Genomic DNA, 26607 nt, shown 5'->3' on the forward strand with positions numbered 1-26607 from the left:
GCCCCGCCAACGCGGGACCCCTTTGATCTAGTAATTACATTCACAAACATGAATGCGGCATCTTTGCATCCCCCCAAACCAGCCAGTTTTTGCCGTGGGGTCGGCGGTTGTCAGCCGTTCACATCCACAACCACGCGGCCCTTGACCTGACCTTTCAGGATATCCGCGCCCAGACGGGGCAGATCGTCGAGTGTCGCCGGGTTGATCATTGCCTCCAGCTTGTCCATCGGCAGATCCTTGGCAATCCGCTCCCAGGCGCGCAGGCGGTTGTCATAAGGCTGCATCACACTGTCGATACCCAGGAGGTTCACACCGCGCAGCAGGAAGGGGATCACCGTGGCCGGCAGCCCAGCGCCACCCGCCAAACCCACGGCCGATACGGATGCGCCATATTTCATCTGCCCCAGCACGCGGGCCAACATGTCGCCCCCCACGGCATCCACACAGCCCGCCCAGGTTTCCTTCTCCAACGGGCGTTTGGTGGTTTCATTCAGCTCTTCGCGCGGCACGATGGTGGTGGCCCCCAGCGATGTCAGATAGTCCGCCTGATCGGGGCGTCCGGTGACAGCGGCCACCTCATAGCCGAGATTTGCCAGAATGGCGGTGGCGACCGAGCCCACGCCCCCCGCCGCGCCCGTGACCAGCACCGGGCCAGTGCCCGGCGTCAGCCCATGATCTTCCAGCGCCATCACGGCGAGCATTGCGGTGAACCCTGCGGTTCCCACGGCCATCGCCTGACGGGTGGTCAGCCCCTCGGGCAGCGGCACCAGCTTGTCTGCATCGATCCGGGCCTTCTGGGCATAGCCGCCCCAACTCACTTCGCCAACGCGCCAGCCGGTCAGCACCACCTTGTCACCGGGTTTATACCGATCATCGTCCGACGCCTCGACCGTGCCCGCATAATCAATGCCCGGCACATGGGGGTAATTGCGCACAAGCCCCCCGCCCTTGGCCGAGAGGCACAACCCGTCCTTGTAGTTCACGGTGGAATATTCCACGGCAACCGTCACATTGCCCTCGGGCAGCGCATCCGTGTCGATCTCCTTGATCTGGGCCGCGGCCAGCCCCTCATCATTTTGCTCCATGACCAGTGCTTTAAACATCTTCATCTCCTCCTCTCGGGGCCTCTTGTCAGAGGTCTCTCCCGGTTAAATCCAAAACGTGTCGAAAACCGTGGCCGCGCGCGGGCCATCCGGGGTGATGACATCCAGTTCGGTGCCGCTCTCCCAATGGGTCATGCGCACCATACCGATGGCGACCCCGGTGCTGAAATCCGGCGAGTTGGCGGCAGAGGTCACCTGCCCCACCTGTCTTGTGCCATCCATCAGGGGCCAGGCGCGATCACAGGGTGGCACCAGACGCCCGTCACCTGTGTGGATCTCGATCGCGCGCACCTGCTGCACCGGGCCTTCCTTGGCCACACGCAACAGCGCATCGCGCCCCACACAGCCCAGCGCGCTTTGGGTCGAACAAAACCGCCCCAGACCGGCCTCATGCGGGGTGTTGTCGCGGGTCATATCGTTGCCGTAGCTGAGAAGCCCCCCTTCGACGCGTTCAATGCCATTGGGACAGCCGGCATGCACATCCATGGATCTGCCCGCCTCCATCAAAGCGTTCCAAAGCGGCATGGCGATATCACTGCCCTCCACATAGATTTCAAACCCGCCCTGTTTGGAGTAACCCGAGCGCGCCACAACCAGATTGCGCCCCTGAAACGCCAACCTCTTGTAGCCGAAAAACCGGATATCGCGCACCGCGTCGCCAAAGACCGCCGCGGCCAGATCGTCGGCTTTGGGCCCCTGAATGGCAAGCGGCGAGACATCCGGTTCATCCACCAGCACATCCAGCCGGAACCCATAAGCCAACCCTTTGACCCAAAAGAGCAGATCACTGTCGGCAATGGAAATCCAGAACCGGTCCTCGTCCAGTTTCACCGCCACCGGGTCGTTCAACATCCCCCCGGTCTCATCGACCATCGGCACATAGAAACACTGCCCGTCCCGCATTTTCGACAAATCGCGCGGGGTGAGCATCTGGATCAGGCGGGCGGCATCGGGGCCACGCAGCTCGACCTGACGCTCGCAGGCCACGTCCCAGACCTGAACCGCTTCTTTCAGGTGGCGATAATCTTCCTCCACCGACCGAAAGACGGTCGGCAGCAGCATGTGGTTGTAAACCGTGTAGCCCCTGACCCCGGCAGCTTCGACGCCATCAGAGAAAGGGGTGCGCCGCAAACGGCGTGAGGGTGAAATCAGTGCGGCAGTCTGTGCCATGGGTCGCGCTCCCTTGCCAGAACCTCCGGCCGCGTCAGCGACCGGGGCCTTTCCAGTCGATCTGGCAGATCTCGGCGGATTTGCCGTCGAAATCCCAGACCCGGCCAAAGGCGCGCACGCGGGCCTCGTCTGCTTTGGCGACGGTGATGTCCGGCCCCATCCAGTAATTGGTGTTGGTGATCACCTGATCGGCCCCACCCTTGCCCGGAACCGGGGTCACGGACCCGCGAATGGCCTTGCCGACAATCAGGCGACGGGTGTTGCCTTCGGTTTCAAACGATACCGGCGCGCGTTCGGCGCCCAGAAACTCGCTGACCAGCATCTTAAAGAGCCCGGTGGTGCCTTTGGCGGCCCCGGTGAAGATGTGGCAGAGCGCTTCAAACGCATCATCATCGGCGCGCTCGTCGATATAGGCGGCGGCTTTCCAGTTGCCGCGGGCCATACGACCGGGGATTTCCAGCAAAAGCCCTACGTTCAGGCCCGACAGGTCCACACCGCCGTAATTGCCGCTGTCGATGCGAATGCCCGCCCAGCCCATGCAATAGCCTTCCGTCGGCGGATGATCCCCCAGGCTGACCACACAGGGGCAAAACACCGTGCAGTTACAATTGAGGATCAGTTCCCCTTTGATGGCCCATTCAACCTGGCCGATTTGCGTCCCGTCCATTTCTCTCTCCCTTCTTTGCGCGCCCTAGATCAGGGTCAATGCGCCATTGGTGATGACCGCAAGCCCCAGGATCGTCAGTCCCCAGCCCAGCGGTTTGGTGATATAGCGGCCCAGTTCCGGCAGCTTTTCGAAAATCATGATCAGGGTGGCGAGCCCCATGAAGGCGATGTTCATCACCCCGCCCACGAACCCAAGCAGCATCAGGGCCCAGCAGCACCCAAGGCAGACCGCCCCTAGGCGCAGACCAAGCGAGATCGCGTTCCAGCGGCTCTCGCGCCAATACTGCATGTAAAAACTCATCGGATGGCGGCATTTCGACAGGCAGCTCTCTTTGAGCGCCGAAAACTGATACAACCCCGCGCCAATCAAAAGCCCGCCAGAAAGCCAAGCCGACAGGCTTTGCCCCAGGGGCGAGATCAGCCCCGCCTGAAACAGCGCCAGCTGCGCCCCAGCGGCCAGTAGTGAAAACCCCAGCCAGATGGCAAGGTATCCGCCCAGCAGTTCCGCAAAACCCCGGCGTGTGCCCGCCCCCGATGCAATCAGATCATCATAGGTCGCCAGCGCGGGAAGTGCGGTCGGGGCCATCATTGCCGCGGACATGATCATCCACATGGCAGACAGCCCCCAGAACCCGGCCTTATCCGGCGACACGATACACAAAGAGCGCCAGAACTCCGCCCCGTAAATCTGCGCCATCGCAAGCTGATCCGCCGGCACCGCCATGGCGTAAAGCACCAGCCAGCCCAAGGCCACCAGCCCAAACAGCGCCAACCAATGAGGGGCGGCCATCTGCCGAAGGCGCGGGGCTATTTTGGAAGCAAGCTGCATGTCGATCCTCATCCGAGTCGCAATTGTCTTACATTTAAACCTACGCGCAATTGTAATTGTCTGACAAATGAAATCTTCGCCCCCCGAAAGTGACGCGGCGTCCTGTTGACCGACCCGCCCCTTGCCGCCTACACAGGAAGGCATGAACGAGCAGAAACAAACCCCGCAGGACCTTTCGGCGCAAATTGCCAGCGACATTCGTGATGCGATCATCGCAGGCGACCTGATTGTTGATCAGCGCCTGCCCTCCGAGGCAGAGCTGGCCGATCAGTTCTCGGTCTCGCGCCCCACCGTGCGCGAAGCCCTGAAACGGCTGGCGGCGCAGAACCTCATTCGCACCCAGCGCGGAGCCACCGGCGGCGCCTTTGTGAACCGCATGTCATTTGAAGACGCCTATGATCAGCAGATCACCACTTCGACCCTGCTTCTGTCCATGAACCGCGTGGACTTCGAGACTGCGTGCGAGGCGCGATATGCGCTGGAACGTGCCTGCGCTCCGCTCTCTGCCCAACGCCGGACGGCCGACCACCTTGCCACCATGCGCGCCGAAATCCACCGCCAATCCCAACCAGGCCTGACCGACGAAGCCTTCTGTGCCTCGGACGTGGCCTTTCACCGCGCCCTGGTGGATGGCGCGGGCAACCCGGTGCTGTCCTACCAACTGGCCGGCGCGGTTGAGGCGATGCAGCCCCTGATGAACATGATCACCTATACGCAAAGGGATCGGGATCGGATTGTTGGGCTGCATACGCGGCTGGCGGATATGATCGAAGGACAGGATGGCGTGCAAGTTGACGCCATCCTTTCAGAGCTTGCGGATTATACGGTCGAATTGGGGCGCACTCGTTTGTCACAAAGCTGATGTGAGTGAGCCCAGCTTTCAGTCCGCGTTCACTTTCGCCGAAGAGACCGGAGCGCGGATTTCACGCGCGTAGATCATTGCCATCATGGCAACGGTTCCCCAAAACACGATGAGTGGGACCAGCAATACAAAGATCGATGTTCCGGCATTCAAAAGGACAATCGACACCCACCGGCTGCCCAACTGAGCCAACGGCCAATTTGGCAACATGATCCCAAGATCTGAAAGTACCGCAATCGCAGCCAAGAAAGCGCAGCCCACCATGATTTCTTTTCGATGCCGCATGCAGATGCGAACAGATCTAATCATGGAAACTCTTTTGTGCCCTACGGCCACAGCAATAAATCCAAGCCATAGGTAACACATGAGATGCATCATCAGGAAATACCTGACAAAGAGCCCTGCGGCTCCGAACACTTCAAATGGTATCGGGTCGAGTTTCTGACTTTGGAAAACTGCCCAAAGCAAATAGGAAAAATAGCCGACCCACTCCGATCCAAACCACCAGATCAGCGCAACAATTGTACCCCTCCACAAACAGGGCCAAACGACACCCGGCCGGGTGTGCAATCCACACCATCTCGGTTTCTCTCGTAGCAGTAGAAACCTCCACAGCCCTATTGCCATGAGGACCGCCAACAAAAGTCTTGTGAGTACCGACAGCCAAGAGGTGATTTGCAGATATTGCAGTATTTGCGGCTCGGGATTGATTTGCGCCAGCAACAACGCGGAAATGACACTGTAGACCACCAGCACAACCAAGTAAGGCACTGTCAGAAACAAAACCTGAGTGCGGGCACCGGCAAGAAGGCGAAAAATAGAAAAAACCACGAGAACTACCGCCTCTAAAAACAACTCAAAGCTTCACAGCTTTGATTATTCCCTCTGCCCCCTCTTTTCAATCCCGTCATCACCCCCTACATATGATCTGTCCCCTCGGGGACTATGGACATAAACGCGCTCGTAATAAGCGGATCGGACCCGGGGGCGGTACCCGGCGCCTCCACCATACAACACTCAGGGGCATCCTTCGCTTGGGGAACACCTTGATATCGTGGGGGCGAAACAGGATCGACGGACGTCTAAAGGGGTTAGCTTTGTTTCGGTGAGATACCACCGTTATCGGTTCACTTAAGCTAGTTGCAAACGACAACAAAGCTCCGGCAATGGCTCTGGCTGCGTAAGCAGTTCGGGTCGCCGAAACTTAAGTCCTTACGCCTAGCCGCGTTTGGCGGGGTTCGCAGGTACCTGGCAACAGAAACCTGCACTTTCCCCCGCACTTCCCCTCTGACATCTGACGTGTTTGGCTCGGCCCCCGGAATATGATCGCCCCGCTGCCCCGCTGACCGCGCCACCTGTCTAAAAGGACAAGTCTCAAAATAAGACTTTGTTCATATAAATCCGCGAGAATTTGACCAGAGCAACCCGCCTGAGCGAGAACGGAGAGAGCCGTGTCGAATTTGGACATCCTTAAAAGCTGGTATAACAAGGTCTGGATCGAGGGGGATCTCGACAGTATTGATGAGTTTTTCACCCCTGACGCCGAGGCCCAGGGCATGATGGATTTCACCGTGGGACCCGAAGATTTCAAAGCCCTTGTGGCCGCAATGCTTGAACAGATCGAAGAGATCGAGATCACCTTCAACCGCGTGGTCGAAACCGACCATTGGGTCTGGGCGCAAATGTCCGGCAAGGCAAAAGGTAAACTGACCGAAGCAGATGTGGAAGTGGCCGGACAGGTGATGTGCCGCTTTGCCAATGGTAAAATCGTTGAAGCATATAACCAAATGGATTTCCTCACTCTTTTTGAAAAACTTGGGCTGTTACCCGAAAACACTCTGGCACTGTGCCTGGCGGGGGAAACGATTGGCTGAACGGTCATCTCGCTGGGTGGCGCCGCTGACCCGCGCGATCTTCACGCCTGGCTCCGCCACGTTCAAAACCGCGATCACATCCTTGTTTTTTGCCCATGTTTCCATCAACTCTCCGCTTCCTTTTGCCCAAATTTCGCTTATGCTCAGATCAGGAAACAGCAAGGGTGCAGCATGTCCGCAACCATCGACTATGGAAACCTGATGCATGATGCCATGCGCGGCCTGATCAAGACCGTTCTGGACGACGTGGCGGAGGGTGGGCTGCCCGGTCAGCATCATTTTTTCATCAATTTCAACACGCGCCATCCGGAAACCGAACTGGCGGATTGGATGTATGATCGATTTCCCGAAGATATGACCATCGTTTTGCAGCATTGGTTTGCCGATCTCGAGGTCAGCGATGACGGGTTTTCGGTCACCCTCAACTTCGGGGATAGTCCGGAATCGATGTATGTGCCCTTTGATGCGATCAATACCTTTGTCGACCCGTCCGTGGAGTTTGGCCTGCGGTTTGAAACGCAAGACAGTGAGGACCATCACGCAAACCTGCATCTGGCAGGTGAGGATGAAGGCGAAGGCATTGACGAGGCAGATGTCGCCAGAGCCGCAGAGGACACTGCGGAGGCAGATGACCCATCCGAAGCCCCCGAGGGCGCGCATCAGGATGCCGAAGTGGTCAGCCTGGACCAGTTTCGCAAGTAGATCGCGCCGGGTCTTCCTGCCGGGCACTCCTGCTGGGTCCCCCCCGCGCATGGCTCAAAATCAGGAGAGGTTGTGGCGACCGTTCATGGGGTTTGACCGAAGGCGCCAAGAATTGTGCACGATTGCATGCAATGTTGGCGCTACCCCCGTTTTTCCGCCGTCTTTCCCACCTCTGCCCCATTGAATTTAACGCGCATTCGGGTAGAAAAGCGTCGGTTTCTTTTGAAAAAAGGCGCATGACATGACCGAGACCCGCACTGAATCCGACAGCTTTGGCCCGCTCGAAGTTCCTTCCGACAAATATTGGGGCGCACAGACCCAACGCTCGCTGATGAACTTCCCGATCGGTTGGGAAAAGCAGCCCGTCGCCATCGTGCGCGCCCTTGGCGTGATCAAACAGGCCTGTGCTGAGGCCAACAAAGCCGCGGGCAACATGGACCCGGCCATCGCAGACGCGGTGATCCAGGCCGCCAGCGAAGTGGTCGCCGGCAAGTTTGACGACAACTTCCCGCTGGTCGTCTGGCAAACCGGGTCCGGCACCCAGTCGAATATGAACGCCAACGAGGTGATCGCCAACCGCGCCATCGAAATCATGGGCGGCGTCATTGGCTCAAAAGATCCGGTGCACCCGAACGATCACTGCAACATGGGCCAGTCGTCGAACGACACTTTCCCGACCGCAATGCACATCGCCACCGCCATGTCGGTGCGTGACGTGCTGTTGCCGGGCCTTGAAAAACTGCTCGCCGGTCTTGAAGCCAAACAGGAAGAGTTCAAGGACATCATCAAAATCGGCCGCACCCACACCCAGGATGCAACGCCTCTGACCCTGGGCCAGGAGTTTTCCGGCTACGCCCATATGATCCGTCAGGGCATTGCCCGCGTGAAGGCCGCCCTGCCCGGCATTTACGAACTGGCGCAAGGCGGCACCGCCGTGGGCACCGGGCTGAACACCAAACAAGGTTGGGGTGAAGAGGTCGCCGCCAATATGGCCCGCATCACCGACCTGCCCTTCGTGACCGCGCCGAACAAATTCGAAGCGCTGGCCGCCCATGACGCGATGGTCTTCATGTCAGGCGCTTTGGCCACCGTCGCCGGGTCGTGCTACAAAATCGCCAACGATATCCGCTTCCTGGGCTCGGGCCCGCGGTCGGGTCTGGGCGAGCTGATCTTGCCGGAAAACGAACCGGGCTCCTCGATCATGCCGGGCAAGGTCAACCCGACCCAGGCCGAAGCGCTGACGCAGGTCGCCGCCCACGTGATGGGCAACAACGCCGCAATGACCTTTGCCGGATCGCAGGGGCACTTTGAACTCAACGTCTATAACCCGATGATGAGCTACAACCTCTTGCAATCCATCCAGCTTCTCGGCGACGCGGCTGACAGCTTTACTGAACGGATGCTGAATGGCATCCAAGCCAATGAACCGCGCATCGACAAGCTGATGAAGGAAAGCCTGATGCTGGTCACCGCGCTGGCCCCGACCATCGGCTATGACAACGCCACAAAGGTCGCCAAAACCGCGCATAAAAACGGCACCACCCTGAAGGAAGAGGCGATCGCGCTTGGCTTTGTGGACGAAAAAACCTTTGACGAAGTGGTCCGCCCCGAACAGATGATCGGCCCGAAAGCCTGATGGCAAAACCGGTCAACCTGAACCGGTTTCGAAAAGAAAAAGCGCGGGCCGAAAAAAAGGCCCGCGCAGATCAAAACGCCGTGTCGTTTGGCCGAACCAAAGCGCAAAAAGCGGTCGAGAAAGCCGAAAACGACCGGGTGACCCGCCTGTTTGAAGACCATAAACAGGAGGATGAGACATGAACACCCGCCCGCAAAAACACTCGCTCACGCTGCGTGGCCACCGCACGTCTGTGTCGTTGGAACCAGAGTTTTGGATGGCTTTTCAAGAGATTGCGAAATCTCGCGGTCTGGCCCTGAACGCGCTGGCGGCAGAAGTGGATGAAACACGTGGCATGGACCGCGGGTTGGCCTCGGCCATTCGGGTTTATGTGCTGAACCATTATCGCGGTTAACGCCGTTTTAACCAAGGCAGGTCAGGCTGTTGGTATGCCTATGCCTGCGCCCCTCTCCCCTGATGCTTGGATCACGGATCTGTTCAGCTCCAAAGCGGCCCGCCAAGGGGCCGTCATTCGGCGCAAATTTCGCGATATTGAACGCTATGTCGTGCGCCCAACGTTCGAGGCAGAACTGAGAAGGCGTGGATTTCATGCCGTGGAAAGTGCCGGGCAACTGGTGGTTTTCTGCAATCAGGAACCGATACAGCGCGTGGTTTAGCCGTTTTCTTGCAAGAAAACGCATCGGAAAATTGCAATCTTCCGTCTATCGGCGCGGCGTGAGCTTCAACCAGATCCCATCTTTGCCCCGCACGGTCAGATGCGCCACCGGCATCGCAGGCTTTTGCTCTACAATCTCAAACCGGTAGGCCCGGATAAGCAGTGAGAGGATCAACGGCCCTTCGATCATCGCAAAGGCCGACCCGGGGCACACCCGCTGCCCCGAGGAAAACGGAAAATAAGCCGCGCGCATACTTTCTTTGCCCTCGGGCGTCGAAAACCGGCCGGGATCAAATTCATCCGGGCGCTGCCAAATCCGCTCATGCCGATGCGCGTGCCAGGGGCTGAGCACAATCTGACTGCCTTTCGGCACCTTGCGATTGCGAAAACTTTCCGGGCACGCCGCTTCGCGCACCATCATCGGCACGGGGGGATAGAGCCGCATCGCCTCGCGAAACACGTCCCGCGACAATTTCAGCTTTGACATCACTGAAAAATAGATCTTCTCCGGATCAATCGCCGCCTGCGCTTCGTCCGCCACCTTCGCCTGCCAGTCGGGATATAGCGCCAGCAGATACAGCGACCAGGCCAGGGCCGACGCGCTGGTTTCGTGCCCTGCGAGGAAAAAGATCGCCACCTGGTCGACCATTTCCTCGGTGTCAAACCGCGCGCCCGTCACCGGGTCTTCGGTGGTCATGATCTTGGTGGCCAGATCATCCGGCGCGGTACCGGCCCTGATCCGATCCATCCGTTCGGCGGTCAGTTGGGTGATCAGCGCGCGGATGTCGCGCGCGGTGTCGCGGGTCTGGCGCGAATGAAAGCGCGGGAACCATTTCGGCAGGGGCAGGATGGCCCCCAGATTGACCACAGGTTGCGCGCGCTGGTGTTCCTTGAACCGTTCAAACACGGCCCCCGCGACGTCATGTTCGATCGGGATCGAAAACAGAGTGCGAAAGATCACATCCGCCGCCGCATGACTGGTTTGCAGCTCAATTTCAAGGGGTTGCCCGTTGGCCAACGGCGCCAGCCGCTCGACCGCCGCCACCCCGGCATCCCACATCGCCGGGAACACATCCCGCACCCGCCCGCCTTCAAAAGCCGGGTCGATGATCCGCCGCTGGCGTTTCCAGGTCTCGCCATTGGTGATGAAGACCGAGTTGCCCAACAGCGGTGCCAACCCTTCGCGAATCCGGTCAGATTTGGGAAAATCGTCGGGGCGCCCCTTCAAAACCAGATCAATCAGGTCAGGATCGTTGCACAGGTAACTGCGGAAAAACGGCGTGCGAAACTCCGCCATCCAGGCGCGATACAGACGCGCGGGCTGGGCTGACAGGATGTCTTCGCGAAACAGTTTGGCATAACGGCGCAGCGACACTTTTCCGGCGCGCGCCGGCGGTTTCGGGGGCAGATGCGGGCAGCTCGTCATGGGTCCATACTCGTATATTTCGATATGGAACGGTCAATGCGGCTGGCGGACGGTTTTCGGTTTTTATAGCGCTCAGAAAGGCTTATCGGTCCTGCCGTAATGCGGAAATAGTCGTAGTCACCGGGTTTGTCAAAGGCGCAGAGATATTGGAAATGCAGCCGGAAGAACCGCCATCTGAGTGCTTTCCAGCGTTCCGGGCTCAGCGTTTTGGTAAACGCCGCGGAAAAGACGATGGGCCAGCGTTTGCCCGGGGTCGGGGCCACGCCGGACACGCCCACCGGATCACACAGCGCAAAGGCACAGCCATCGCCCGGTGCGGTCACATCAATCCAGGTGATCTGATCTGCCTGGCACAGGTCATGCAGATCGCGCCGCAGCCGCCAGGCATCGGGTAGGAAACTGACCATTGGCACCACCTGCCCCAGCGTCAAAAATCCCAGTTTCGGCCCATCCGCCGGCACCCGCCCGTCCCGCACCAGATCCGCCAGGATCGACACGCCCAGATGCGCGCCGGAACTGTGGCCGACCACCAGTACCTCGTCCACATCACTTGTCAGCGCCGCCGCGATCTGATCGGCAAATTCGGCCATACGGGCCTCAAGCTTTGGCGGGTTGGCACCTTTCGAGGCCGCCGAATAGCTGTAATCATGCATCAGGTAATAAACGTAAAGCTTGTTGTCGATGTTGCGAAACCACCGCAGAGCGGCGACCACAACGGCGATGCCGACAATGACGCCAATCCCACTTGCAATCGTCGGCCCACTCAGCGGCGCCAGCAAAAGCGCCGCGCCCCCGCCGATGATCCACCCCGCCAACAGCGCAAGGATCAGCTGCAGGATCAACATGCCCACCGGATAAAGGGCCGCGATCACCGGTCCTTTGCGCAGCCGCATCAGGCGGCGCAACGCGCCGGACCCGATATAGGTCCAGGCGGTGCGCGCCATCAGCAAATAGGTCTGCAGGATGTTCAATTCCATGCTGTCGCGCACGATGTCGGACCAGACCAGCACGTCAAACTCGGCCTCGGTCTCTGTTCCGGACATCCGCCCCGTGACCTGCCAGCCATAGGTGCCTGCGCCCTGACGGCCGATCAGATCCACCTCATAGCCGGAAATCGCCCCCTGGCGTGCACTTTCCTTGCGATACAGTTCGCGATAGCGGCGGGGATGAATCGGGTCATAGCCGGGAATGTAAAACACTCTCCGCCTGCGGATTTCCTGCCCGTTCGACCCGTCTGTCACCATCTACCCGGCCTTTTCTCTGGCCCCAATCTGATCAGACGATAGCGCTGGATTGCGGCCAAAGTAAGCCCCGGCCTGTGGATTTGCCCCACTCGGCCCGCTCTTTTTCTTGCCCAAAGCACCTCGGGGTGAGGCCGAATGGCCGAGGGGCAGCGCCCCTTCCCCGTCAGCCCAAAGTGGCCAGTGCAGGGAAGGTTTCCAGCAGCCAATAGGAAAAGGCCGAGAAGCCGCCGGTCAGGATCAAAAGACCAATGGTCCACAAAAGCAGCCCCATGATCCGCTCAATCCGTTCCATATTGCGCTTCATGAACGCCATCAGCGGCCCCATGCGCGGGAAAAACGCGGCGACCAGCAGGAAGGGAAGGCCCAGCCCGGCGGCGTAAACCGCGAGCAAAAGCGTGCCGTGTGACACGGACCCTTCGGTGGCGGCCAGCGACAGGATCATGCCCAGCTGCGGGCCAATGCAGGGCGTCCAGCCAAAGGCAAAGGCCAAGCCCAGCAGATAGGCCCCAAAGGCACTGCCCCCCTGGTCGCCCGCATCCACACGCGCCTCGCGGTTGAGGAACGGAATGTTGATCACGCCGAGGAAATGCGCGCCGAAAACCATCACAACAACACCGGCGAAGGTGTTGAAATAGCCTTGATTTTGCAAAAAGAACGACCCGAAAACAGAGGTGGTGAACCCTAAAAACAGAAACACCGTCGACAGGCCCAGAACGAAGAACCCGGCGGTCATGATCACCTTGCCCTGCCCGGTTTTGCCTTCGGTCATATCCCCCATCGACACCCCCGACATATAGGCCAGATAGGGCGGCACAATCGGCAGCACACAGGGGCTGAGAAAGGACAGCACACCGGCCACCAGGGCCACGATCATTGCGGGCAAAAGGCTCGCATCTATGAGGTCAATTCCGAACATATCCCCCACATAGGGCAATGCGCGGGGGCTGTCACCTGCCAGATGGTCACATCCGCGCGACCGTGATGAACCGGCATGCTGGACAGACGGCCCCGGGCATCTTATGTGACCCACATGACCTATGATGAGACCCTCGATGCCATTGGGCTGTTGTGCCCGCTGCCCGTGCTGAAAGCACGCAAGCGTTTGAAATCCCTTGAAAGCGGTCAGGTGTTGCGGCTGGAGGCAACCGACCCCGCCGCGGTGATCGACGTGCCGCATTTCTGCGCCGAACAGGGCCATGAATTTCTGGGGGACGAAGCGGAGAACGAGGTTACCCATTATTTCATCCGCAAGGGCTGAGGTTTTCGACCTTCCAAAGATAAAGCCGGGCAAGTTGCCCGGCTTTTCTGTTTTCGTGGCTCAAACCCGCGAACCGGTTTGGCGGTCCAGTTTAGCGGCCGAGTGACCACCAGCCCTTGCGCTTGGGCTTGGGCGGCTCGTCCGATTTGGCCTCTTCCACCGGCGCAGGGTTCGGCGCGGGGTCCGCAACGGCCTCTGCGGTCTCAAGAACCGGTTCGGGAGCAGGCTCGGCCGGAGCCTCAACTGCTGCCTCAACGGCTGCGTCCACCGGAGCAGCTTCGGCATAAACCTCGGCTTCAGCCGCAGGCGTTTCTGCTTCTGCCGTCACGTCTTCCTTCTTCTTGCGCGGGGCGCGTTTGCGGGCGGGCTTTTTCTTCGGCTTTTCGTCCTCAGCGGGCGTTTCTGCCACCGCTGCCTTCGCCTCACCCTCGGCGGCGTCGTCGCTCACCGGAGCCTCTGGGGCCTCTGCGGCCTCTTCAGCCTTCTTCTTACGCGGCGCGCGTTTGCGGGTCTTCTTGGGCTTTTCCTCTTCCGCAGGGGGCGCGGCCTCTGCCTCTGCCGGAACAGCCTCTTTCGCCACCGCCTCGCCGTCCTGAGCCGCCTCAGCCGGAGCTTCGTCAGACTTTTTCTTGCGCGGCGCGCGTTTGCGCGTGGCCTTTTTCTTCGGCTTTTCGTCCGCCTCTGCGTCGGCAGCGGCTTCGGTTTTGGCCTCAGCCTCTTCGCCCTCTTTCACGTCAGCTGGCGCGTCTTTTTTGGGCGTGTCCTCGGACGAGGTTTCATCGCCGTCAGCCGATGCCTCTGCCTCGTTTTCGGCGTTTGCCTCGCCCTCTTCCCCGTTGCCGGAGCCGCGACGACGACGACGACGGCGGCGGCGTTTTTTGGGCTTCTGTTCCTCTTCGCCAGCGACGGTCGGGGTCTCTTCCTCAACCACTTCGGCCTCTTCGACCTCGTCAATCTCGCTCATCAGTGCGGCATCTGCGGTCACCACAGGGGCGGCCGCTTCGGGCACCACGCGGGTCGCGGTTTTGAACTTCTCGATCGCGTAATCCGGTGAAATCAGGAAAGGATCAGCCTCGATCCGCACCGACATGCCATAGCGCGCTTCGATCTGGGCGATATGTTCACGTTTGTTGTTCATCAGGAAGTTGACGATCCCCACCGGCGCCTTGACCAGCACCTCGCGCGAGCGGCGACGCACGCCCTCTTCTTCCAGCTGGCGCAGGATGTTGAGCGCCAGGTTGTCGTCGGACCGAATGAGGCCGGTGCCGTGACAATGGTTACACGGCTGGGTCGTGGCCTCGATCATGCCGGGGCGCAGTCGCTGACGCGACATTTCCATCAGGCCAAAGCCCGAAATGCGGCCCACCTGAATGCGGGCGCGGTCGGTCTTCAGCTTGTCTTTCATCCGCTTTTCAACGGCGGCGTTGTTGCGACGTTCATCCATGTCGATGAAGTCGATCACAATCAGGCCCGCAAGGTCGCGCAGACGCAGCTGACGGGCCACCTCTTCGGCGGCCTCCAGGTTGGTCTTCAGCGCCGTTTCCTCGATCGAGCCTTCCTTGGTGGCCCGGCCCGAGTTCACGTCGATCGCCACCAGCGCTTCGGTCACGCCGATCACGATATAGCCGCCGGATTTCAGCTGCACGGTCGGGTTGAACATCGCCGACAGATAGCTTTCGACCTGGTAGCGCGCAAAGAGCGGCATCTGGTCGTTGTAGCGTTTCACGTTTTTGGCGTGGGACGGCATGATCATTTTCATGAAGTCCTTGGCGGTGCGATAGCCCGCTTCGCCTTCCACAAACACCTCGTCGATCTCGCGCGAATAGAGGTCGCGGATGGTGCGTTTGATCAGGTTGCCTTCTTCATAGATCTTGGCGGGCGCAATGCTTTCGAGCGTGTGCGAGCGGATCTGTTCCCACAGGCGCTGCAGATATTCGTAGTCGCGCTTGATCTCGGTCTTGGTACGCTTGGCGCCCGCGGTGCGCACGATCAGCCCCGCACCTTGCGGCACGTCGATCTCAGCCGCGATTTCCTTGAGCTTCTTGCGGTCGGTCACATTGGTGATCTTGCGGGAAATCCCGCCGCCGCGTGCGGTGTTGGGCATCAAAACGCAATACCGGCCCGCCAGCGACAGATAGGTGGTGAGGGCCGCGCCTTTGTTGCCGCGTTCTTCTTTGACAACCTGCACCAGAAGGATCTGGCGCACCTTGACAACCTCTTGAATTTTATACCGTTTCGGGCGCGGTTTGCGACGCGGTCGGATATCTTCGGAACTGTCATCATCAGCGACACGTTCGATCTGGTCGTCTTTTTCATCCGCTTCCAGAGGATCGTCTTCATCATCCTCATCATCGTCATCCGCACTGGTGCTGTCGTCATCAGAGGTGGCAGCGGTGTTGGCGTTTTCTTTGGCCTCTGCGCCGGTCTCTTCATCCGACGCAGGCTGATCACCTGCATCTTCGGATGTATCTGCGGTCGCAGTCTCTGCCGCAGCGCCGTCTTCGGCCGCGGCCTCGTCCTTGGGGTCGGCGGGTTCGGCCACCGGGGTGTCCTCGACCAGATCCATGGGCGAATGGCCCTCAAGCGTGTCCGCCCCGCCTTCGTCCAGATCAATCACATCCATGCCCGATGCACCGGCGTCACCGGTCTCAGGGCTGGTGTCCACCTCTTTGGTGGCCACGGCATCGTCCGACTTGGTCTCTTCGGCCTTGGATTTCGACCGCGAGCGGCGGCGACGACGGGATTTGGGTTTTTCTTCCTCAGCGGCCATCGCTTCGGCATAGGCGCGCTCTTCTTCCAAAAGCGCCTCGCGATCCGCGACCGGGATCTGGTAGTAATCCGGGTGGATTTCCGTGAACGCCAGGAAACCATGGCGATTTCCGCCATAATCCACGAAAGCGGCCTGCAGGCTGGGTTCAACCCGCGTGACCTTGGCCAGGTAGATATTCCCGGCTAGCTGGCGTTTATTTTCCGATTCAAAGTCGAATTCCTCGACCTTGTTGCCGTCGACCACAACAACGCGGGTTTCCTCCGCGTGGGTGGCATCGATAAGCATCTTTTTAGGCATATTGTCTTTCTGCACCTAGCATCAGGCGCGCGCCCGACCCCTGTTGGGGGCGGACCCACGGCACGTGAAAGGTGGCTTGTCAGGGCGAAAGAATGCGGGGGAAAAGGCAGCGCATTCAGAGGCTTGCACCCCTGATCGTTTCTCTGCTCTGTCCTCGCACGCATCATCGCGTTTCTTCTCCGGAACCGGCGGCCTGCCTGCAACGATTGCGCGTCACCTGCTGAAAGACGGTTTCCCGTCTGTGGCCCGCGAGGCCCCAATTTCAAGCTGCCCCCGGCGTCCGGGGTACAGCGATGTATCCGACCGGACCACGATCATTTGCCGTGAAAGCCGATCTTCAATTCCTGCCGGTCAGGAGGTATTCTGCATGGTTTTTGCGAACCTGCCCTGGCGCGGCGCTCTCGGTCCGTTCTGTCCGGTGTCCTGGCAGTGACCTTGCGCTTGGCAATGGCCTGCCCCGAAGGGAACGGCGAAACTCTGATCAGAGGAAACGACAAGGCGCCCCTCTTCATCCTGAACATATGTGGCAAGTGGGGGGAATGACAATGGGCAAAATGCAAAGAAGGGAAAGCAATTCGCCATTTAGATGAGGCGGGACAACCGAAGCGCCCCGCCTGATCCGCCGATTTGCCCGTCCTGCTTGTCAGTATTGACCGCCCGAAGACAGCGAACCGAAATCTGCCTTGCCCGGCACAACCACACGTTCGCCGGTGGATGTGGTCACAACAGATCCCTGATCGTTTTCGGCCGGTGAAAACAGCGGCAGGTTCGACCCCATGGCAAAACCACCGTCAAACATGATGCCAAAAAGCGGCTCTTCCCCATCCCGGAAATACTCTGCCACCACGTGTTCACCGCTGGCGTCATTGGGCAGACGCGCGCCGGTGAAGCGGTCGATCTTGATGAAATGCCCCCCGGGCGGCACTTTGAACGCGCCCCCGCCATATTCCTTGATCGCCTCTTTCATAAAGCTGTTGAAGACCGGGCCACACATGCCACCCCCAGAGGCACCCGGCATGGTGCGCGGACGGTCATAGCCGATGTAACAGCCGGCCACGATATTTGAGGTAAAGCCCACAAACCACACGTCACGTGCGTCATTGGTGGTCCCGGTTTTGCCCGCGGTGGGGACCGGCAAGTTCACCGTGGACGAGGCCGTGCCGCGTTTGACCACCCCGGTCATCATCGAGGTCAGCTGATAGGCGGTGATCGCATCCATCACCCGCTCGCGGTTCGACACAATCGCCGGGGCCGCCCCGGCCGCCAGGTTCGCAAGGGTGCAGTCCACACAATCGCGCTGGTCGTGACGATAGATCGTTTTCCCCCAGCGATCCTGCACCCGGTCCACCAGCGTCGGCTCCACCCGTTCGCCGCCATTGGCAAACATCGCATAGGCCGCCACCATCTTAAAGAGCGTGGTTTCCTCGGCCCCCAGTGAATTGGCCAGAAACGGGTTCATATTGTCATAGACGCCAAAGCGTTCCGCATAGGCCGCCACCGTGTCCATGCCAATTTCCTGCGCCAGGCGCACGGTCATCAGGTTCCGCGATCGTTCAATCCCCGTGCGCAGCGGCGTAGGGCCGTAAAATTTGTTCGACGCGTTCTTGGGGCGCCAGACCTTGCCCCCGCCCACATCCACCTCGATCGGCGCGTCAATCACGATGGTTGCCGGGGAAAACCCGCTGTCCAGCGCCGAGGCATACACAAAGGGCTTAAAGCTCGACCCCGGTTGCCGCGTGGCCTGGGTGGCGCGGTTAAAGACGCTGTCCTGATAGGAAAAACCGCCCTGCATGGCGATCACCCGACCGGTGTTCACATCCATCGCCATGAAGCCGCCCTGCACTTCGGGCACCTGGCGCAGGGTCCAGCGGATAAAGCTGCCATCGTCGTCGCTGACCATGCGGCGCACCAGCACAACCTCGCCCACCTTCAGCAGATCCCCCGCAACCCGCGCCTTACGGCCCAACTGGCCGGTTTCCGGGTCACGGCGGCGTGCCCATTGCACATCTTTGGCCGGGATCCAGTGACCGTCTTCGTCTTCTTCCACCCCCTCAATGCCGATGCGGGCATCCTTTGCCCCGACCTCCAGCACAACGGCAGGGTGCCAGCCTTCAATATCTCGCGAGATCCTGGCGCCTTTCAACGCCGCCCGCCAGCTGGCCTCATTCCCCAGTTGATCGGCGGCAATCACTTCGCCGCTTGGGCGCCAGACCCCCTGACGACGGTCATATTTCTCAAGCCCGTCGCGCAGGCTTTTCGCCGCCACTTTCTGCAGTTTCGGATCCACGGTGGCGCGCACGGTCATGCCGCCGGTGAAAAACTCTTCCTCGCCAAAATCGCGCGACAGCTGGCGGCGGATTTCATCCGAGAAATAATCACGCGGTGGCAGGGCCTGCCGGAACGCCGGGAAATCCCCCGCCTGCACCGACCGCAGCGGCAGCGCGGCTTCGCTGTCATAAGTTGCCTTGTCGAGATAGCCGTTTTGATACATCTCGCGCAGAACATAATTGCGCCGCTTCAGCGCCGCCTCCTTGTTGCGCACCGGATGCAGGCGCGCGGGCGCCTTGGGCAGCGTCGCCAGATAGGCCGCCTCATGCGGGGCCAACTGCCCCAGCGTCTTATTGAAATAGGTCTGGGCCGCAGCCGTCACACCATAAGAGTTCTGCCCCAGGAAAATCTCGTTCAGATACAGCGACAGGATCTGATCCTTATCGAGCGTGTTTTCCAGCCGCACCGACAGGATCAATTCCTTGATCTTGCGCTCAGCCGAGCGTTCCGAGGACAGCAGAAAGTTCTTCACCACCTGTTGCGAAATCGTCGAGGCCCCGCGCAGGCGCCCCCCCTGGGCGGCCTCGATCGCGGCGGCAATAATGCCGCGCATGTCAAACCCTTGGTGATTATAGAAATTCTTATCCTCGGCCGAGATGAACGCGTTTTTCACCATTTCCGGAATTTCATCCGCTGGTGTGTACAGGCGTCGCTCGCGGGCGAACTCGTCCATCAGGTCGCCTTCACCGGAATAGACCCGGCTGATCGTGGCAGGGGTATAGTTCGACAGCTGCTCATGGCTGGGCAGGTCGCGCGAATACATCCAGAAGACGCCGCCAATCACCAATGCCCCCACAACCACCCCGAGGGTGATGAAGGTAAAAATAGAGCCAAAAAAGCCAAGAATGAATCGGACCACGTGCGCCTCCGGGTTACGTCCATCCTCCTATAAAGGGCGCGCCCTCGGGGGTCAAAACCCCAACGCGGGGAAAAATCGGCCAAATCACGCCCGTTTGACCTTTGGTCAGCCCCCATGGCAGCCCAAAATCCGCCTCAAAGCCCGCGGGTTCGCGGGGGCGGTCACCGATGAGCGGGTGCATGACGGGGCGCATGATCGGGCGCAGTTGATTGCATCCCCCGCGCCCCGCCCCTATGTCTTGAGGCAACAGATCAATCCGGAGGCAACATGTTCCACCCCCTTCCCTTCCCCGCCGCCAAACCCCTTTTTGACGCCAATGCCGGGTCCGGCGACGGCTCTGACGGTGGGGCATTTGGCAATCTGCCCAGCTGGGATCTGACCGATCTCTACAGCTCAGAAGAGGCCCCCGAACTGTCCCGTGATCTGGATTGGATCGACACCGCCTGTGCCGAATTTGCCGCGACATACCAGGGCAAACTGGCCGATCTGGACGCCGCCGGAATGCTGGCCTGTGTGCAGCAGGATGAGAAAATCACCATGATCGCCGGGCGCATCATGTCCTTTGCGGGGCTGCGGTATTACCAGGAAACCACCGATGCGGATCGCGCGCAGTTTTTCCAGAACTGCCAGGAACGCATCACCGTGGGCACCGCGCCGCTTGTCTTTTTCTCGTTGGAAGTCAACCGGTTGGACGACGATCTTCTGGAAGGTTGGTTTGCCGAAAACCAAGACCTCGCCCGCTACAAACCGATCTTTGACCGGATGCGCGCCCTGCGCCCCTATCAGCTGTCGGACGAGCTGGAACAGTTCCTGCATGACAAATCCTCGGTCGGATCTTCGGCCTGGAACACGCTGTTTGACGAAACTGTCGCCGGGCTGATGTTCACCGTAAACGGCGAAGAGCGCAATCTTGAGGCCACCGCCAACCTGTTGACCGAGCACGACCGCCCCACCCGCGAGGCCGCCGCGCGTGAAATCGCCCGCGTGCTTGGGGAAAACATCAAGATCTTCGCCCGCGTGCACAACACGCTGGCCAAGGAAAAGGAAATCGAAGACCGCTGGCGCAACATGCCCAGCCCGCAAATGGGCCGGCACCTGTCCAATCACGTGGAACCCGAAGTGGTCGAGGCGCTGCGCAACGCCGTGGTCGACGCCTACCCGCGCCTCAGCCACCGCTATTACGAGCTGAAGCGCAAATGGCTGGGCCTGGATACCATGCAGGTCTGGGATCGCAACGCGCCCCTGCCGATGGAAGACGACCGGCTGGTCGACTGGCCCACGGCGGAAAAAATCGTGATGGAGGCCTATGCCGATTTCGACCCGCGCATGGCCGAGATCGCAAAGCCCTTCTTCACCGATGGCTGGATTGATGCAGGCGTGAAACCGGGCAAGGCCCCGGGCGCTTTTGCCCACCCCACCGTGACCGACGCGCACCCCTATGTGATGCTGAACTATCTGGGAAAACCCCGCGATGTCATGACCTTGGCGCATGAACTTGGTCACGGTGTGCACCAGGTTCTGGCGGCCGATCAGGGTGAACTTCTGTCCTCCACCCCGCTGACACTGGCCGAAACGGCCTCCGTCTTTGGCGAAATGCTGACCTTCCGCAAGCTCCTGTCCGAGGCCAAGACCAAGGCAGAGAAAAAGGTGCTGCTGGCCGGCAAGGTCGAGGACATGATCAACACCGTGGTGCGCCAGATCGCGTTTTATGACTTTGAGTGCAAACTGCACGAAGCGCGCGCGGGCGGCGAGCTTACCCCCGATGACATCAACGCCCTTTGGATGTCGGTGCAGGCCGAAAGCCTGGGCGGCGCGTTTGAGTTCATGGAGGGCTATGAAACCTTCTGGGCCTACATCCCGCATTTCGTCCATTCGCCCTTCTACGTCTACGCCTACGCGTTCGGCGACGGCCTCGTGAACGCGCTTTACGCGGTCTACGAAGAAGGCGACGCCGACTTCCAAGAGAAATATTTCGACATGCTGAAAGCGGGCGGTGCGAAACACCACAAAGACCTGCTCGCCCCCTTCGGCCTCGACGCATCCGACCCGAAATTCTGGGACAAGGGCCTGTCGATGATCGAAGGCTTCATTGATGAATTGGAGGCGATGGAGTGATCCACGCTTAAACCATCCCCTCCCCGCCTGGCCACGCCCGCGCGGGGGGGCACCCTACAGGCGGGCACCGCGTGTGCGCCCCCAAGGCCCATTTCGGGTAACCTTTTTTTTCTTGCCCAAAATACCTCGAAGTTCGAGGGCTTATTGGAAACAGTCTGGGGGACTGTTTCGCCCGATGAACGGGCGAAGCCCTGTCAGCGGGCCGAGGGGCAGCGCCCCTTCCCCGTCGCCTTAATTCACTTCAACTGGCTGTCTTTCGACCCGCGGCGGTTGAAACCGGGGCGCGTCTTGAAGGCCGCATCGCGGTCGCGCACGCAGTCGATGCAGAGCTTCACCCCGGGAATGGCTTCGCGGCGCGCCTGAGGGATTTCCTCTTCGCATTCCGCGCAATGGGTAAAGCTTTCGCCCACGGGGGCGGCTTTTGCCTTCATTCGCGCCAACTCGTCGGACACCGACGCTTCGATCTGTTCGCTTACCGCACCGTCGCGCGCCCATCCACCGGCCATGAAGATCTCCTTTCCCTTTCAAATTTAGTCCCCTACGCCGCGCCTTCAAGTCGGTTTCCGCGGGGTCAGCCCCTGGTTGACCCCGGATTGACCTTGGCAAACCACACCTCTTTGCAGTTGTATCGATAAAAAGGGAGGCCGTTTTATGAAATGGATCAAGCGCGGTGTGGCCGTGATCGTGGGGTTGGTCATCGTTGGGGGGATCGGGTTCCTGACTTTCGCCCCACGGATTGCCGACACAAGGATGAACCCGGTGACGGATCACCCCCCCTATCCGGTCTCAGAAACCGCACAGGCGTTGCATAATGACCTTCTCATCGGCGATTGGCACGCTGACAGTCTTTTGTGGAAACGATCCCTGCTGAAGCGTCACGATTTTGGCCATGTGGATGTGCCGCGCTTGCAAGAGGGAAATGTGGCCGTTCAGGTGTTTACGGCGGTCACCAAAAGCCCCTCGGGCCTGAACTATGATGAAAACGCGGCGGATGCCCGCGATGACATCACGCTTCTGGCGATGGGGCAGCTTTGGCCGATCCGCACCTGGGGGTCGATCCTTGAACGCGCGCTCTATCAGGCGCAAAGGTTGCATGAGTATTCCGTCCTTGCGCCGTCTGATCTGCAAGTGGTGACCAATCTGGCCCAGTTGGACGCGGTGCTGGAGGCGCGCGCCAATGGCGATGATACGGTGGCGGGCATTCTGGGCATCGAAGGCGCGCATCCCCTTGAAGGCAAACTGGAAAACCTCGACCGGCTGGAGGATGCGGGCTATCGCCTGATCGGGTTGCAACATTTCTTTGACAATGAGTTGGGCGGGTCGTTGCATGGGCAGGGCAATCACGGGCTGACCGATTTTGGTCGTCAGGTGGTGGCCGAGGTCGCGACGCGTGGCATGGTGCTGGATCTGGCGCATTCCAGCTTGCAGGTGGTCAAAGACGTGCTGGACATGACCGATATCCCCTTGGTGATCAGCCATACCGGCCTGCATTCCCATTGTGAAACCAAGCGCAACATACCCGACGATCTGATGCGTCAGGTGGCCGCCACCGGCGGTGTGATCGGCATCGGCTATTGGGCGGATGTGACCTGTGATGACAGCCCCGCGGGTGTGGCCGCCGCGATCAAGGCTGCGATTGCCGCGGTGGGCGAGGATGCGGTGTCTTATGGGTCGGATTACGATGGCACGGTGCGCGTGAGGTTTGACACGTCCGAACTGGCGGCGTTGACGCAAGCCATGCTGGATGCGGGTCTGAGCGAGGCGCAGATCCGCAAGGTCGCCGGGGAAAACATGCTGCGGGTTCTGCGCGCGCGGCTCACTCCCTGACCATCTCCTGCATCACGGTGGCCTTGGGGATCGGGGCCTGACCCCGGTTCTGCGGCGGCAGGGCCGTGCCCTCGCCCTCCCAAAGCCAACTGGCAAAGGCGCGCCCATTGCGCAGCCGTTGCTGGATCATCCAGTCCGATTGCCCCCTGCCGAACTCCGGCAGGTCCGAGAAAAGCGACACCCCAAGACCGGCGCGCTGCCCTTGCGGCGCGAAGCCCATCGCTTCCAGAATGGTCGGGTAGAGGTCAATCATGCTGCCCGGACGAGAGATATCCTGTGACGACAGCCCCGCCCCCAGCATCAACGCCGTGTTCCGCCGATCAAATGCGATCAGGTCGGTAATGGCGCTGACGCGCGGGTGGGCCAGATGGTCAGAGACCAGCACAAACAGCGTGTTGTCCGGGTCCACCACGCCCTGCGCCCGGCGCACGAAATCGCGGGTCAATCGGGCGGTGCATTCCACCGCCAGCAGAATGTCAGGGTCCTCTGGCCCGATGCCGTCGCGACGGCATTCTTTCGACACATAGCCGTTGGGGCCATGCGGCCCGATCGTCACCACGGTCAGCGCATAGGGCTGATCGGCGCGTTCCAGCGCGCGCAGTTCGTCCAGCGCCGCCTTGAACACCTCGCCATCCTGCATCCCCCAACCGCTTTCATCCGTGGCCCCCATCGCTTTCAGGTTGTGCAGGTCGATCAGCGTGTCGGTGTGATGGGCATTCAGAAAGGCCGCCACGCCGCCAAACTCCGCCTCGACCCCCATGACGGCGACATTGCGATAGCCCGCCGTGTGCAGCACGTCGCCCAGGCAGGTCTGCCCGGCATAAATGCCGCCATCGGTGTCCACCCGGTTGTGCTGGGTCAGGCCACGCGGCACCATGGGATAGCCGCATTGCGAGGCGACGATGCCCGCCGTGGTCCAATCGGTCAGAGGCAGCTGCCCGACGCCGGTAAAACGCACCGCGTCCTGTGCGAGATCCGCCAGCGGCGCATAGGCCGCGCCAAACGGCGCTTCGCCATAGGTGCGTTCCAGCCCTTCAAGATAGATCAACACAAGGTTCGGGTGATCGCCTTTGATCCGCGGGGCCGGTGGGTGCACATCGCGCATCACCGCGGGCGGCGCCCCCACCGCAGCGAAATAGGCCTTGATGCCGGCGGCCTGGGTCACCGGGTTGGCCAAGGCAAAAACGATCGCGAGGGGCACCAAGACCGCCGCGCCCCAGCGCCGACGGCTGCCCACCATGTAAAGCGCATGGGCCATGGCCAGCATCAGCGCGGTGGCTGCGGCCAGCGGCAAAATGGTGCCATCCGGGATTTTATCGCCAAGGCCCGCTTCCAGGTGAAACACCAGGGCCGACAGGGAAAACGGGCCAAAATGCTGGCGCAGCACGGCCCAGGGCAGCAACAGCGCAGCACTTGCCCAATAGAGAAACATCACCCCGCGCGACACGCGCCGGTCTCCGGGGGCCTGCTGCCACAGCACCAATAGGTAAATCAGCGTGCCAACCACGCCGCCCAGCACCAGGTGCTGGCTTTCCACATGCATCCCCAGAACGGCGGCCACCACCCCAAGGGCGATTACAAATCCACGCCCCAGGGGGATCAATACCCTGCGCACATCCGGCTCCCTCAAACACAGGACCGGGCGCAAAACGCCCGGTTTCACACTATCGTTATAGACAGGCAAATAGGATCAGAGGATCCCTTTTTCAACCGCCAGTTCCCGCATCCGGTTTTGCAGCTTTTCAAATGCGCGCACTTCGATCTGGCGGATCCGTTCGCGGCTGACATCATAGACGCCCGACAGATCCTCCAGCGTCACCGGTTTGTCCTTCAGGCGGCGCTGGGTCAGAATGTCTTTTTCCCTGTCATTCAACACGTCCATTGCCTGCGCCATCAATTCGCGGCGCACCTCAAGCTCGTTGCTTTCGGCGTAATCGCTGGCCTGGTCGGCATCTTCATCTTCCAGCCATTCCTGCCATTCCATCGCCCCTTCGCCATCGGCGGAGACCTGCGCATTCAACGACGCGTCCCCCCCCGACAGGCGGCGGTTCATGGAAATCACTTCCTCTTCGGTGACATTCAGGTCATTGGCAATGCGCTTGACGTTTTCCGGGCGCAGGTCACCATCTTCCAACGCACCGATCCGTGCCTTGGCCTTGCGCAGGTTGAAGAAAAGCTTTTTCTGGGCCGAGGTCGTGCCCAGTTTCACCAGCGACCATGAACGCAGGATATATTCCTGGATCGAGGCGCGGATCCACCACATGGCGTAGGTCGCCAGACGGAACCCTTTTTCCGGGTCAAAGCGTTTCACCGCCTGCATCAGCCCCACATTGGCTTCGGAAATCACTTCGGCCTGCGGCAGGCCATAGCCCCGATAGCCCATGGCGATCTTGGCCGCCAGGCGCAGGTGCGAGTTCACCATCTGGTGTGCGGCATCCCGGTCCTGATGATCCACCCAACGTTTGGCCAGCATATATTCGGTCTCCGGCTCCAACATCGGGAACTTGCGGATTTCCTGCAGGTAACGGTTCAACCCTCCTTCGGGCGTCGGTGCGGGTAGATTCTTGTAATTGCTCATCGTCGTCTTGGCCCCCCTGGCCATCTGAACAGCCTGAAAATCAGGCCAAACTCTTCTTGTTCACCCTTGAATGTATCAAGGCTTAACATCGAGATAGGACACCCCCTTTCGTCTTTCAAGTGGGGTGATACAAATTATGTTATCGCTATATGACCCCGCCCGCAGCCATTGTGAACCACCCTCACGGCTTCGTGCTTGGTGTTACAGAGTGCATTCTGCTCAATCTGCGTCACCACCTTGCAATGCTTTGACAACTCGTCTCACAAACAGGACGGGTAGCGAGACCGCAACCCAAAGTGACGAAGCTGCCCAAGCTACCGCAAACGGGACCATCCACACACCTGCTGGAATTTTCAGACTGTGTCGAAGGACAACAATTGTGATCATGGACGACAGTGAGATTGCCAT

General features: G+C 60.2%; 23 protein-coding genes and 1 other RNA gene. 10 read left to right on the forward strand and 14 right to left on the reverse strand.

Going from position 1 to position 26607, the window contains the following annotated elements; all coding sequences use genetic code 11:
• Positions 1 to 110: 110 nt before the first annotated feature.
• Genes acuI through ACP15V_RS00315 form a run of 4 tightly spaced genes read right to left on the reverse strand, consistent with a single transcriptional unit; the run spans position 111 to position 3729 of the window.
• Positions 111 to 1103 carry an acryloyl-CoA reductase gene (gene acuI, locus ACP15V_RS00300; RefSeq protein WP_424941689.1) on the reverse strand — a complete coding sequence of 331 codons (993 nt, stop codon included), beginning with the start codon at positions 1101 to 1103 and terminating at the stop codon, positions 111 to 113.
• Between the two features lie 45 nt (positions 1104 to 1148).
• The gene (locus tag ACP15V_RS00305) at positions 1149 to 2273 is read right to left on the reverse strand and encodes a dimethylsulfoniopropionate demethylase (RefSeq protein WP_424941690.1); all 1125 of its coding nucleotides are present in this window, start codon (positions 2271 to 2273) and stop codon (positions 1149 to 1151) included.
• Positions 2274 to 2307: 34 nt separating this feature from the next.
• Complete coding sequence (locus tag ACP15V_RS00310) at positions 2308 to 2940, reverse strand: DUF1326 domain-containing protein (RefSeq protein ID WP_055191758.1); 633 nt, start codon at positions 2938 to 2940, stop codon at positions 2308 to 2310.
• Between the two features lie 24 nt (positions 2941 to 2964).
• Positions 2965 to 3729, reverse strand: coding sequence for a DUF2182 domain-containing protein (locus ACP15V_RS00315; RefSeq protein WP_424941691.1), 765 nt, complete (start codon positions 3727 to 3729; stop codon positions 2965 to 2967).
• A 181-nt stretch (positions 3730 to 3910) separates the two neighbouring features.
• On the opposite strand from ACP15V_RS00315, the gene ACP15V_RS00320 reads away from it, so the two are divergent.
• Positions 3911 to 4630, forward strand: a complete 720-nt coding sequence (locus ACP15V_RS00320) for a FadR/GntR family transcriptional regulator (protein ID WP_424941692.1) — start codon at positions 3911 to 3913, stop codon at positions 4628 to 4630.
• Positions 4631 to 4648: 18 nt separating this feature from the next.
• Here ACP15V_RS00320 and ACP15V_RS00325 read toward each other — a convergent pair whose 3' ends face one another.
• Entirely contained in the window at positions 4649 to 5461 is an 813-nt protein-coding gene (locus tag ACP15V_RS00325; protein WP_424941693.1) for a hypothetical protein, read from the reverse strand.
• A 60-nt stretch (positions 5462 to 5521) separates the two neighbouring features.
• Between ACP15V_RS00325 and ssrA the strand changes: the two genes are divergently transcribed.
• The 6 genes from ssrA (at position 5522) to ACP15V_RS00355 (ending at position 9236) form a co-directional block, all read left to right on the forward strand.
• Positions 5522 to 5899, forward strand: a transfer-messenger RNA (tmRNA) gene (gene ssrA, locus ACP15V_RS00330).
• A 182-nt stretch (positions 5900 to 6081) separates the two neighbouring features.
• Positions 6082 to 6504 (forward strand): ester cyclase, encoded by a 423-nt coding sequence (locus tag ACP15V_RS00335; protein WP_424941694.1) that lies wholly within the window; start codon positions 6082 to 6084, stop codon positions 6502 to 6504.
• 171 nt (positions 6505 to 6675) lie between these two features.
• On the forward strand, positions 6676 to 7206 hold the full coding sequence (locus ACP15V_RS00340; protein ID WP_424941695.1) for an SspB family protein: 531 nt from the start codon (positions 6676 to 6678) through the stop codon (positions 7204 to 7206).
• A 241-nt stretch (positions 7207 to 7447) separates the two neighbouring features.
• The gene (fumC, locus tag ACP15V_RS00345; protein ID WP_424941696.1) at positions 7448 to 8842 is read left to right on the forward strand and encodes a class II fumarate hydratase; all 1395 of its coding nucleotides are present in this window, start codon (positions 7448 to 7450) and stop codon (positions 8840 to 8842) included.
• Positions 8842 to 9024 (forward strand): DUF4169 family protein, encoded by a 183-nt coding sequence (locus ACP15V_RS00350; RefSeq protein ID WP_424941697.1) that lies wholly within the window; start codon positions 8842 to 8844, stop codon positions 9022 to 9024. The genes fumC and ACP15V_RS00350 overlap by 1 nt, the downstream gene beginning before the upstream one ends.
• The gene (locus ACP15V_RS00355) at positions 9021 to 9236 is read left to right on the forward strand and encodes a ribbon-helix-helix domain-containing protein (protein WP_424941698.1); all 216 of its coding nucleotides are present in this window, start codon (positions 9021 to 9023) and stop codon (positions 9234 to 9236) included. The genes ACP15V_RS00350 and ACP15V_RS00355 overlap by 4 nt, the downstream gene beginning before the upstream one ends.
• Before the next feature lie 7 nt (positions 9237 to 9243).
• Here ACP15V_RS00355 and ACP15V_RS00360 read toward each other — a convergent pair whose 3' ends face one another.
• The 4 genes from ACP15V_RS00360 to ACP15V_RS00375 all read right to left on the reverse strand — a co-directional run bounded on the left by ACP15V_RS00360 (position 9244) and on the right by ACP15V_RS00375 (position 13083).
• Positions 9244 to 9522, reverse strand: coding sequence for a hypothetical protein (locus tag ACP15V_RS00360; RefSeq protein WP_424941699.1), 279 nt, complete (start codon positions 9520 to 9522; stop codon positions 9244 to 9246).
• Between the two features lie 21 nt (positions 9523 to 9543).
• Positions 9544 to 10923: a cytochrome P450 gene (locus ACP15V_RS00365; RefSeq protein ID WP_424941700.1), complete on the reverse strand. Its 1380-nt coding sequence runs from the start codon at positions 10921 to 10923 to the stop codon at positions 9544 to 9546.
• A complete protein-coding gene (locus tag ACP15V_RS00370; protein ID WP_424941701.1) occupies positions 10920 to 12167 on the reverse strand; it encodes a hypothetical protein in 1248 nt (415 codons plus the stop codon). Before ACP15V_RS00370 ends, ACP15V_RS00365 begins: the two co-directional genes overlap by 4 nt.
• A gap of 163 nt (positions 12168 to 12330) precedes the next feature.
• Entirely contained in the window at positions 12331 to 13083 is a 753-nt protein-coding gene (locus tag ACP15V_RS00375; protein ID WP_424941702.1) for a cytochrome c biogenesis CcdA family protein, read from the reverse strand.
• A 114-nt stretch (positions 13084 to 13197) separates the two neighbouring features.
• Between ACP15V_RS00375 and ACP15V_RS00380 the strand changes: the two genes are divergently transcribed.
• A complete protein-coding gene (locus ACP15V_RS00380; protein WP_424941703.1) occupies positions 13198 to 13425 on the forward strand; it encodes a sulfurtransferase TusA family protein in 228 nt (75 codons plus the stop codon).
• A gap of 91 nt (positions 13426 to 13516) precedes the next feature.
• Here ACP15V_RS00380 and ACP15V_RS00385 read toward each other — a convergent pair whose 3' ends face one another.
• Entirely contained in the window at positions 13517 to 16492 is a 2976-nt protein-coding gene (locus ACP15V_RS00385; protein ID WP_424941704.1) for an Rne/Rng family ribonuclease, read from the reverse strand.
• 643 nt (positions 16493 to 17135) lie between these two features.
• A complete protein-coding gene (locus tag ACP15V_RS00390; RefSeq protein ID WP_424941705.1) occupies positions 17136 to 19679 on the reverse strand; it encodes a penicillin-binding protein 1A in 2544 nt (847 codons plus the stop codon).
• Between the two features lie 267 nt (positions 19680 to 19946).
• Here ACP15V_RS00390 and ACP15V_RS00395 point away from each other — a divergent pair, with 267 nt between their 5' ends.
• Positions 19947 to 21794 carry a M3 family oligoendopeptidase gene (locus ACP15V_RS00395; protein ID WP_424941706.1) on the forward strand — a complete coding sequence of 616 codons (1848 nt, stop codon included), beginning with the start codon at positions 19947 to 19949 and terminating at the stop codon, positions 21792 to 21794.
• A 236-nt stretch (positions 21795 to 22030) separates the two neighbouring features.
• Here the strand turns inward: ACP15V_RS00395 and ACP15V_RS00400 are convergent, their stop codons facing one another.
• Positions 22031 to 22300 carry a DksA/TraR family C4-type zinc finger protein gene (locus tag ACP15V_RS00400; protein WP_424941708.1) on the reverse strand — a complete coding sequence of 90 codons (270 nt, stop codon included), beginning with the start codon at positions 22298 to 22300 and terminating at the stop codon, positions 22031 to 22033.
• A gap of 145 nt (positions 22301 to 22445) precedes the next feature.
• On the opposite strand from ACP15V_RS00400, the gene ACP15V_RS00405 reads away from it, so the two are divergent.
• Positions 22446 to 23621 carry a dipeptidase gene (locus ACP15V_RS00405; RefSeq protein WP_424941709.1) on the forward strand — a complete coding sequence of 392 codons (1176 nt, stop codon included), beginning with the start codon at positions 22446 to 22448 and terminating at the stop codon, positions 23619 to 23621.
• Here the strand turns inward: ACP15V_RS00405 and ACP15V_RS00410 are convergent.
• Positions 23611 to 25236 carry a sulfatase-like hydrolase/transferase gene (locus ACP15V_RS00410; protein WP_424941710.1) on the reverse strand — a complete coding sequence of 542 codons (1626 nt, stop codon included), beginning with the start codon at positions 25234 to 25236 and terminating at the stop codon, positions 23611 to 23613. The genes ACP15V_RS00405 and ACP15V_RS00410 overlap by 11 nt on opposite strands.
• A 75-nt stretch (positions 25237 to 25311) precedes the next feature.
• Positions 25312 to 26199 (reverse strand): RNA polymerase sigma factor RpoH, encoded by an 888-nt coding sequence (rpoH, locus tag ACP15V_RS00415; RefSeq protein WP_424941711.1) that lies wholly within the window; start codon positions 26197 to 26199, stop codon positions 25312 to 25314.
• Between the last annotated feature and the right edge of the window lie 408 nt (positions 26200 to 26607).

The organism is Aliiroseovarius crassostreae (assembly GCF_049803815.1).
Classification (GTDB): domain Bacteria; phylum Pseudomonadota; class Alphaproteobacteria; order Rhodobacterales; family Rhodobacteraceae; genus Aliiroseovarius; species Aliiroseovarius crassostreae_A.

Bases quoted from the DNA above. Each gene is read 5' to 3' on its own strand.
- acuI (WP_424941689.1), bottom strand. From the start codon at position 1,103: ATGTTTAAAGCACTGGTCATGGAGCAAAATGATGAGGGGCTGGCCGCG.
- ACP15V_RS00305 (WP_424941690.1), bottom strand. From the start codon at position 2,273: ATGGCACAGACTGCCGCACTGATTTCACCCTCACGCCGTTTGCGGCGC.
- ACP15V_RS00310 (WP_055191758.1), bottom strand. From the start codon at position 2,940: ATGGACGGGACGCAAATCGGCCAGGTTGAATGGGCCATCAAAGGGGAA.
- ACP15V_RS00315 (WP_424941691.1), bottom strand. From the start codon at position 3,729: ATGGCCGCCCCTCATTGGTTGGCGCTGTTTGGGCTGGTGGCCTTGGGC.
- ACP15V_RS00320 (WP_424941692.1), top strand. From the start codon at position 3,911: ATGAACGAGCAGAAACAAACCCCGCAGGACCTTTCGGCGCAAATTGCC.
- ACP15V_RS00340 (WP_424941695.1), top strand. From the start codon at position 6,676: ATGTCCGCAACCATCGACTATGGAAACCTGATGCATGATGCCATGCGC.
- fumC (WP_424941696.1), top strand. From the start codon at position 7,448: ATGACCGAGACCCGCACTGAATCCGACAGCTTTGGCCCGCTCGAAGTT.
- ACP15V_RS00350 (WP_424941697.1), top strand. From the start codon at position 8,842: ATGGCAAAACCGGTCAACCTGAACCGGTTTCGAAAAGAAAAAGCGCGG.
- ACP15V_RS00355 (WP_424941698.1), top strand. From the start codon at position 9,021: ATGAACACCCGCCCGCAAAAACACTCGCTCACGCTGCGTGGCCACCGC.
- ACP15V_RS00360 (WP_424941699.1), bottom strand. From the start codon at position 9,522: ATGCGTTTTCTTGCAAGAAAACGGCTAAACCACGCGCTGTATCGGTTC.
- ACP15V_RS00365 (WP_424941700.1), bottom strand. From the start codon at position 10,923: ATGACGAGCTGCCCGCATCTGCCCCCGAAACCGCCGGCGCGCGCCGGA.
- ACP15V_RS00370 (WP_424941701.1), bottom strand. From the start codon at position 12,167: ATGGTGACAGACGGGTCGAACGGGCAGGAAATCCGCAGGCGGAGAGTG.
- ACP15V_RS00375 (WP_424941702.1), bottom strand. From the start codon at position 13,083: ATGTTCGGAATTGACCTCATAGATGCGAGCCTTTTGCCCGCAATGATC.
- ACP15V_RS00380 (WP_424941703.1), top strand. From the start codon at position 13,198: ATGACCTATGATGAGACCCTCGATGCCATTGGGCTGTTGTGCCCGCTG.
- ACP15V_RS00385 (WP_424941704.1), bottom strand. From the start codon at position 16,492: ATGCCTAAAAAGATGCTTATCGATGCCACCCACGCGGAGGAAACCCGC.
- ACP15V_RS00395 (WP_424941706.1), top strand. From the start codon at position 19,947: ATGTTCCACCCCCTTCCCTTCCCCGCCGCCAAACCCCTTTTTGACGCC.
- ACP15V_RS00400 (WP_424941708.1), bottom strand. From the start codon at position 22,300: ATGGCCGGTGGATGGGCGCGCGACGGTGCGGTAAGCGAACAGATCGAA.
- ACP15V_RS00405 (WP_424941709.1), top strand. From the start codon at position 22,446: ATGAAATGGATCAAGCGCGGTGTGGCCGTGATCGTGGGGTTGGTCATC.
- rpoH (WP_424941711.1), bottom strand. From the start codon at position 26,199: ATGAGCAATTACAAGAATCTACCCGCACCGACGCCCGAAGGAGGGTTG.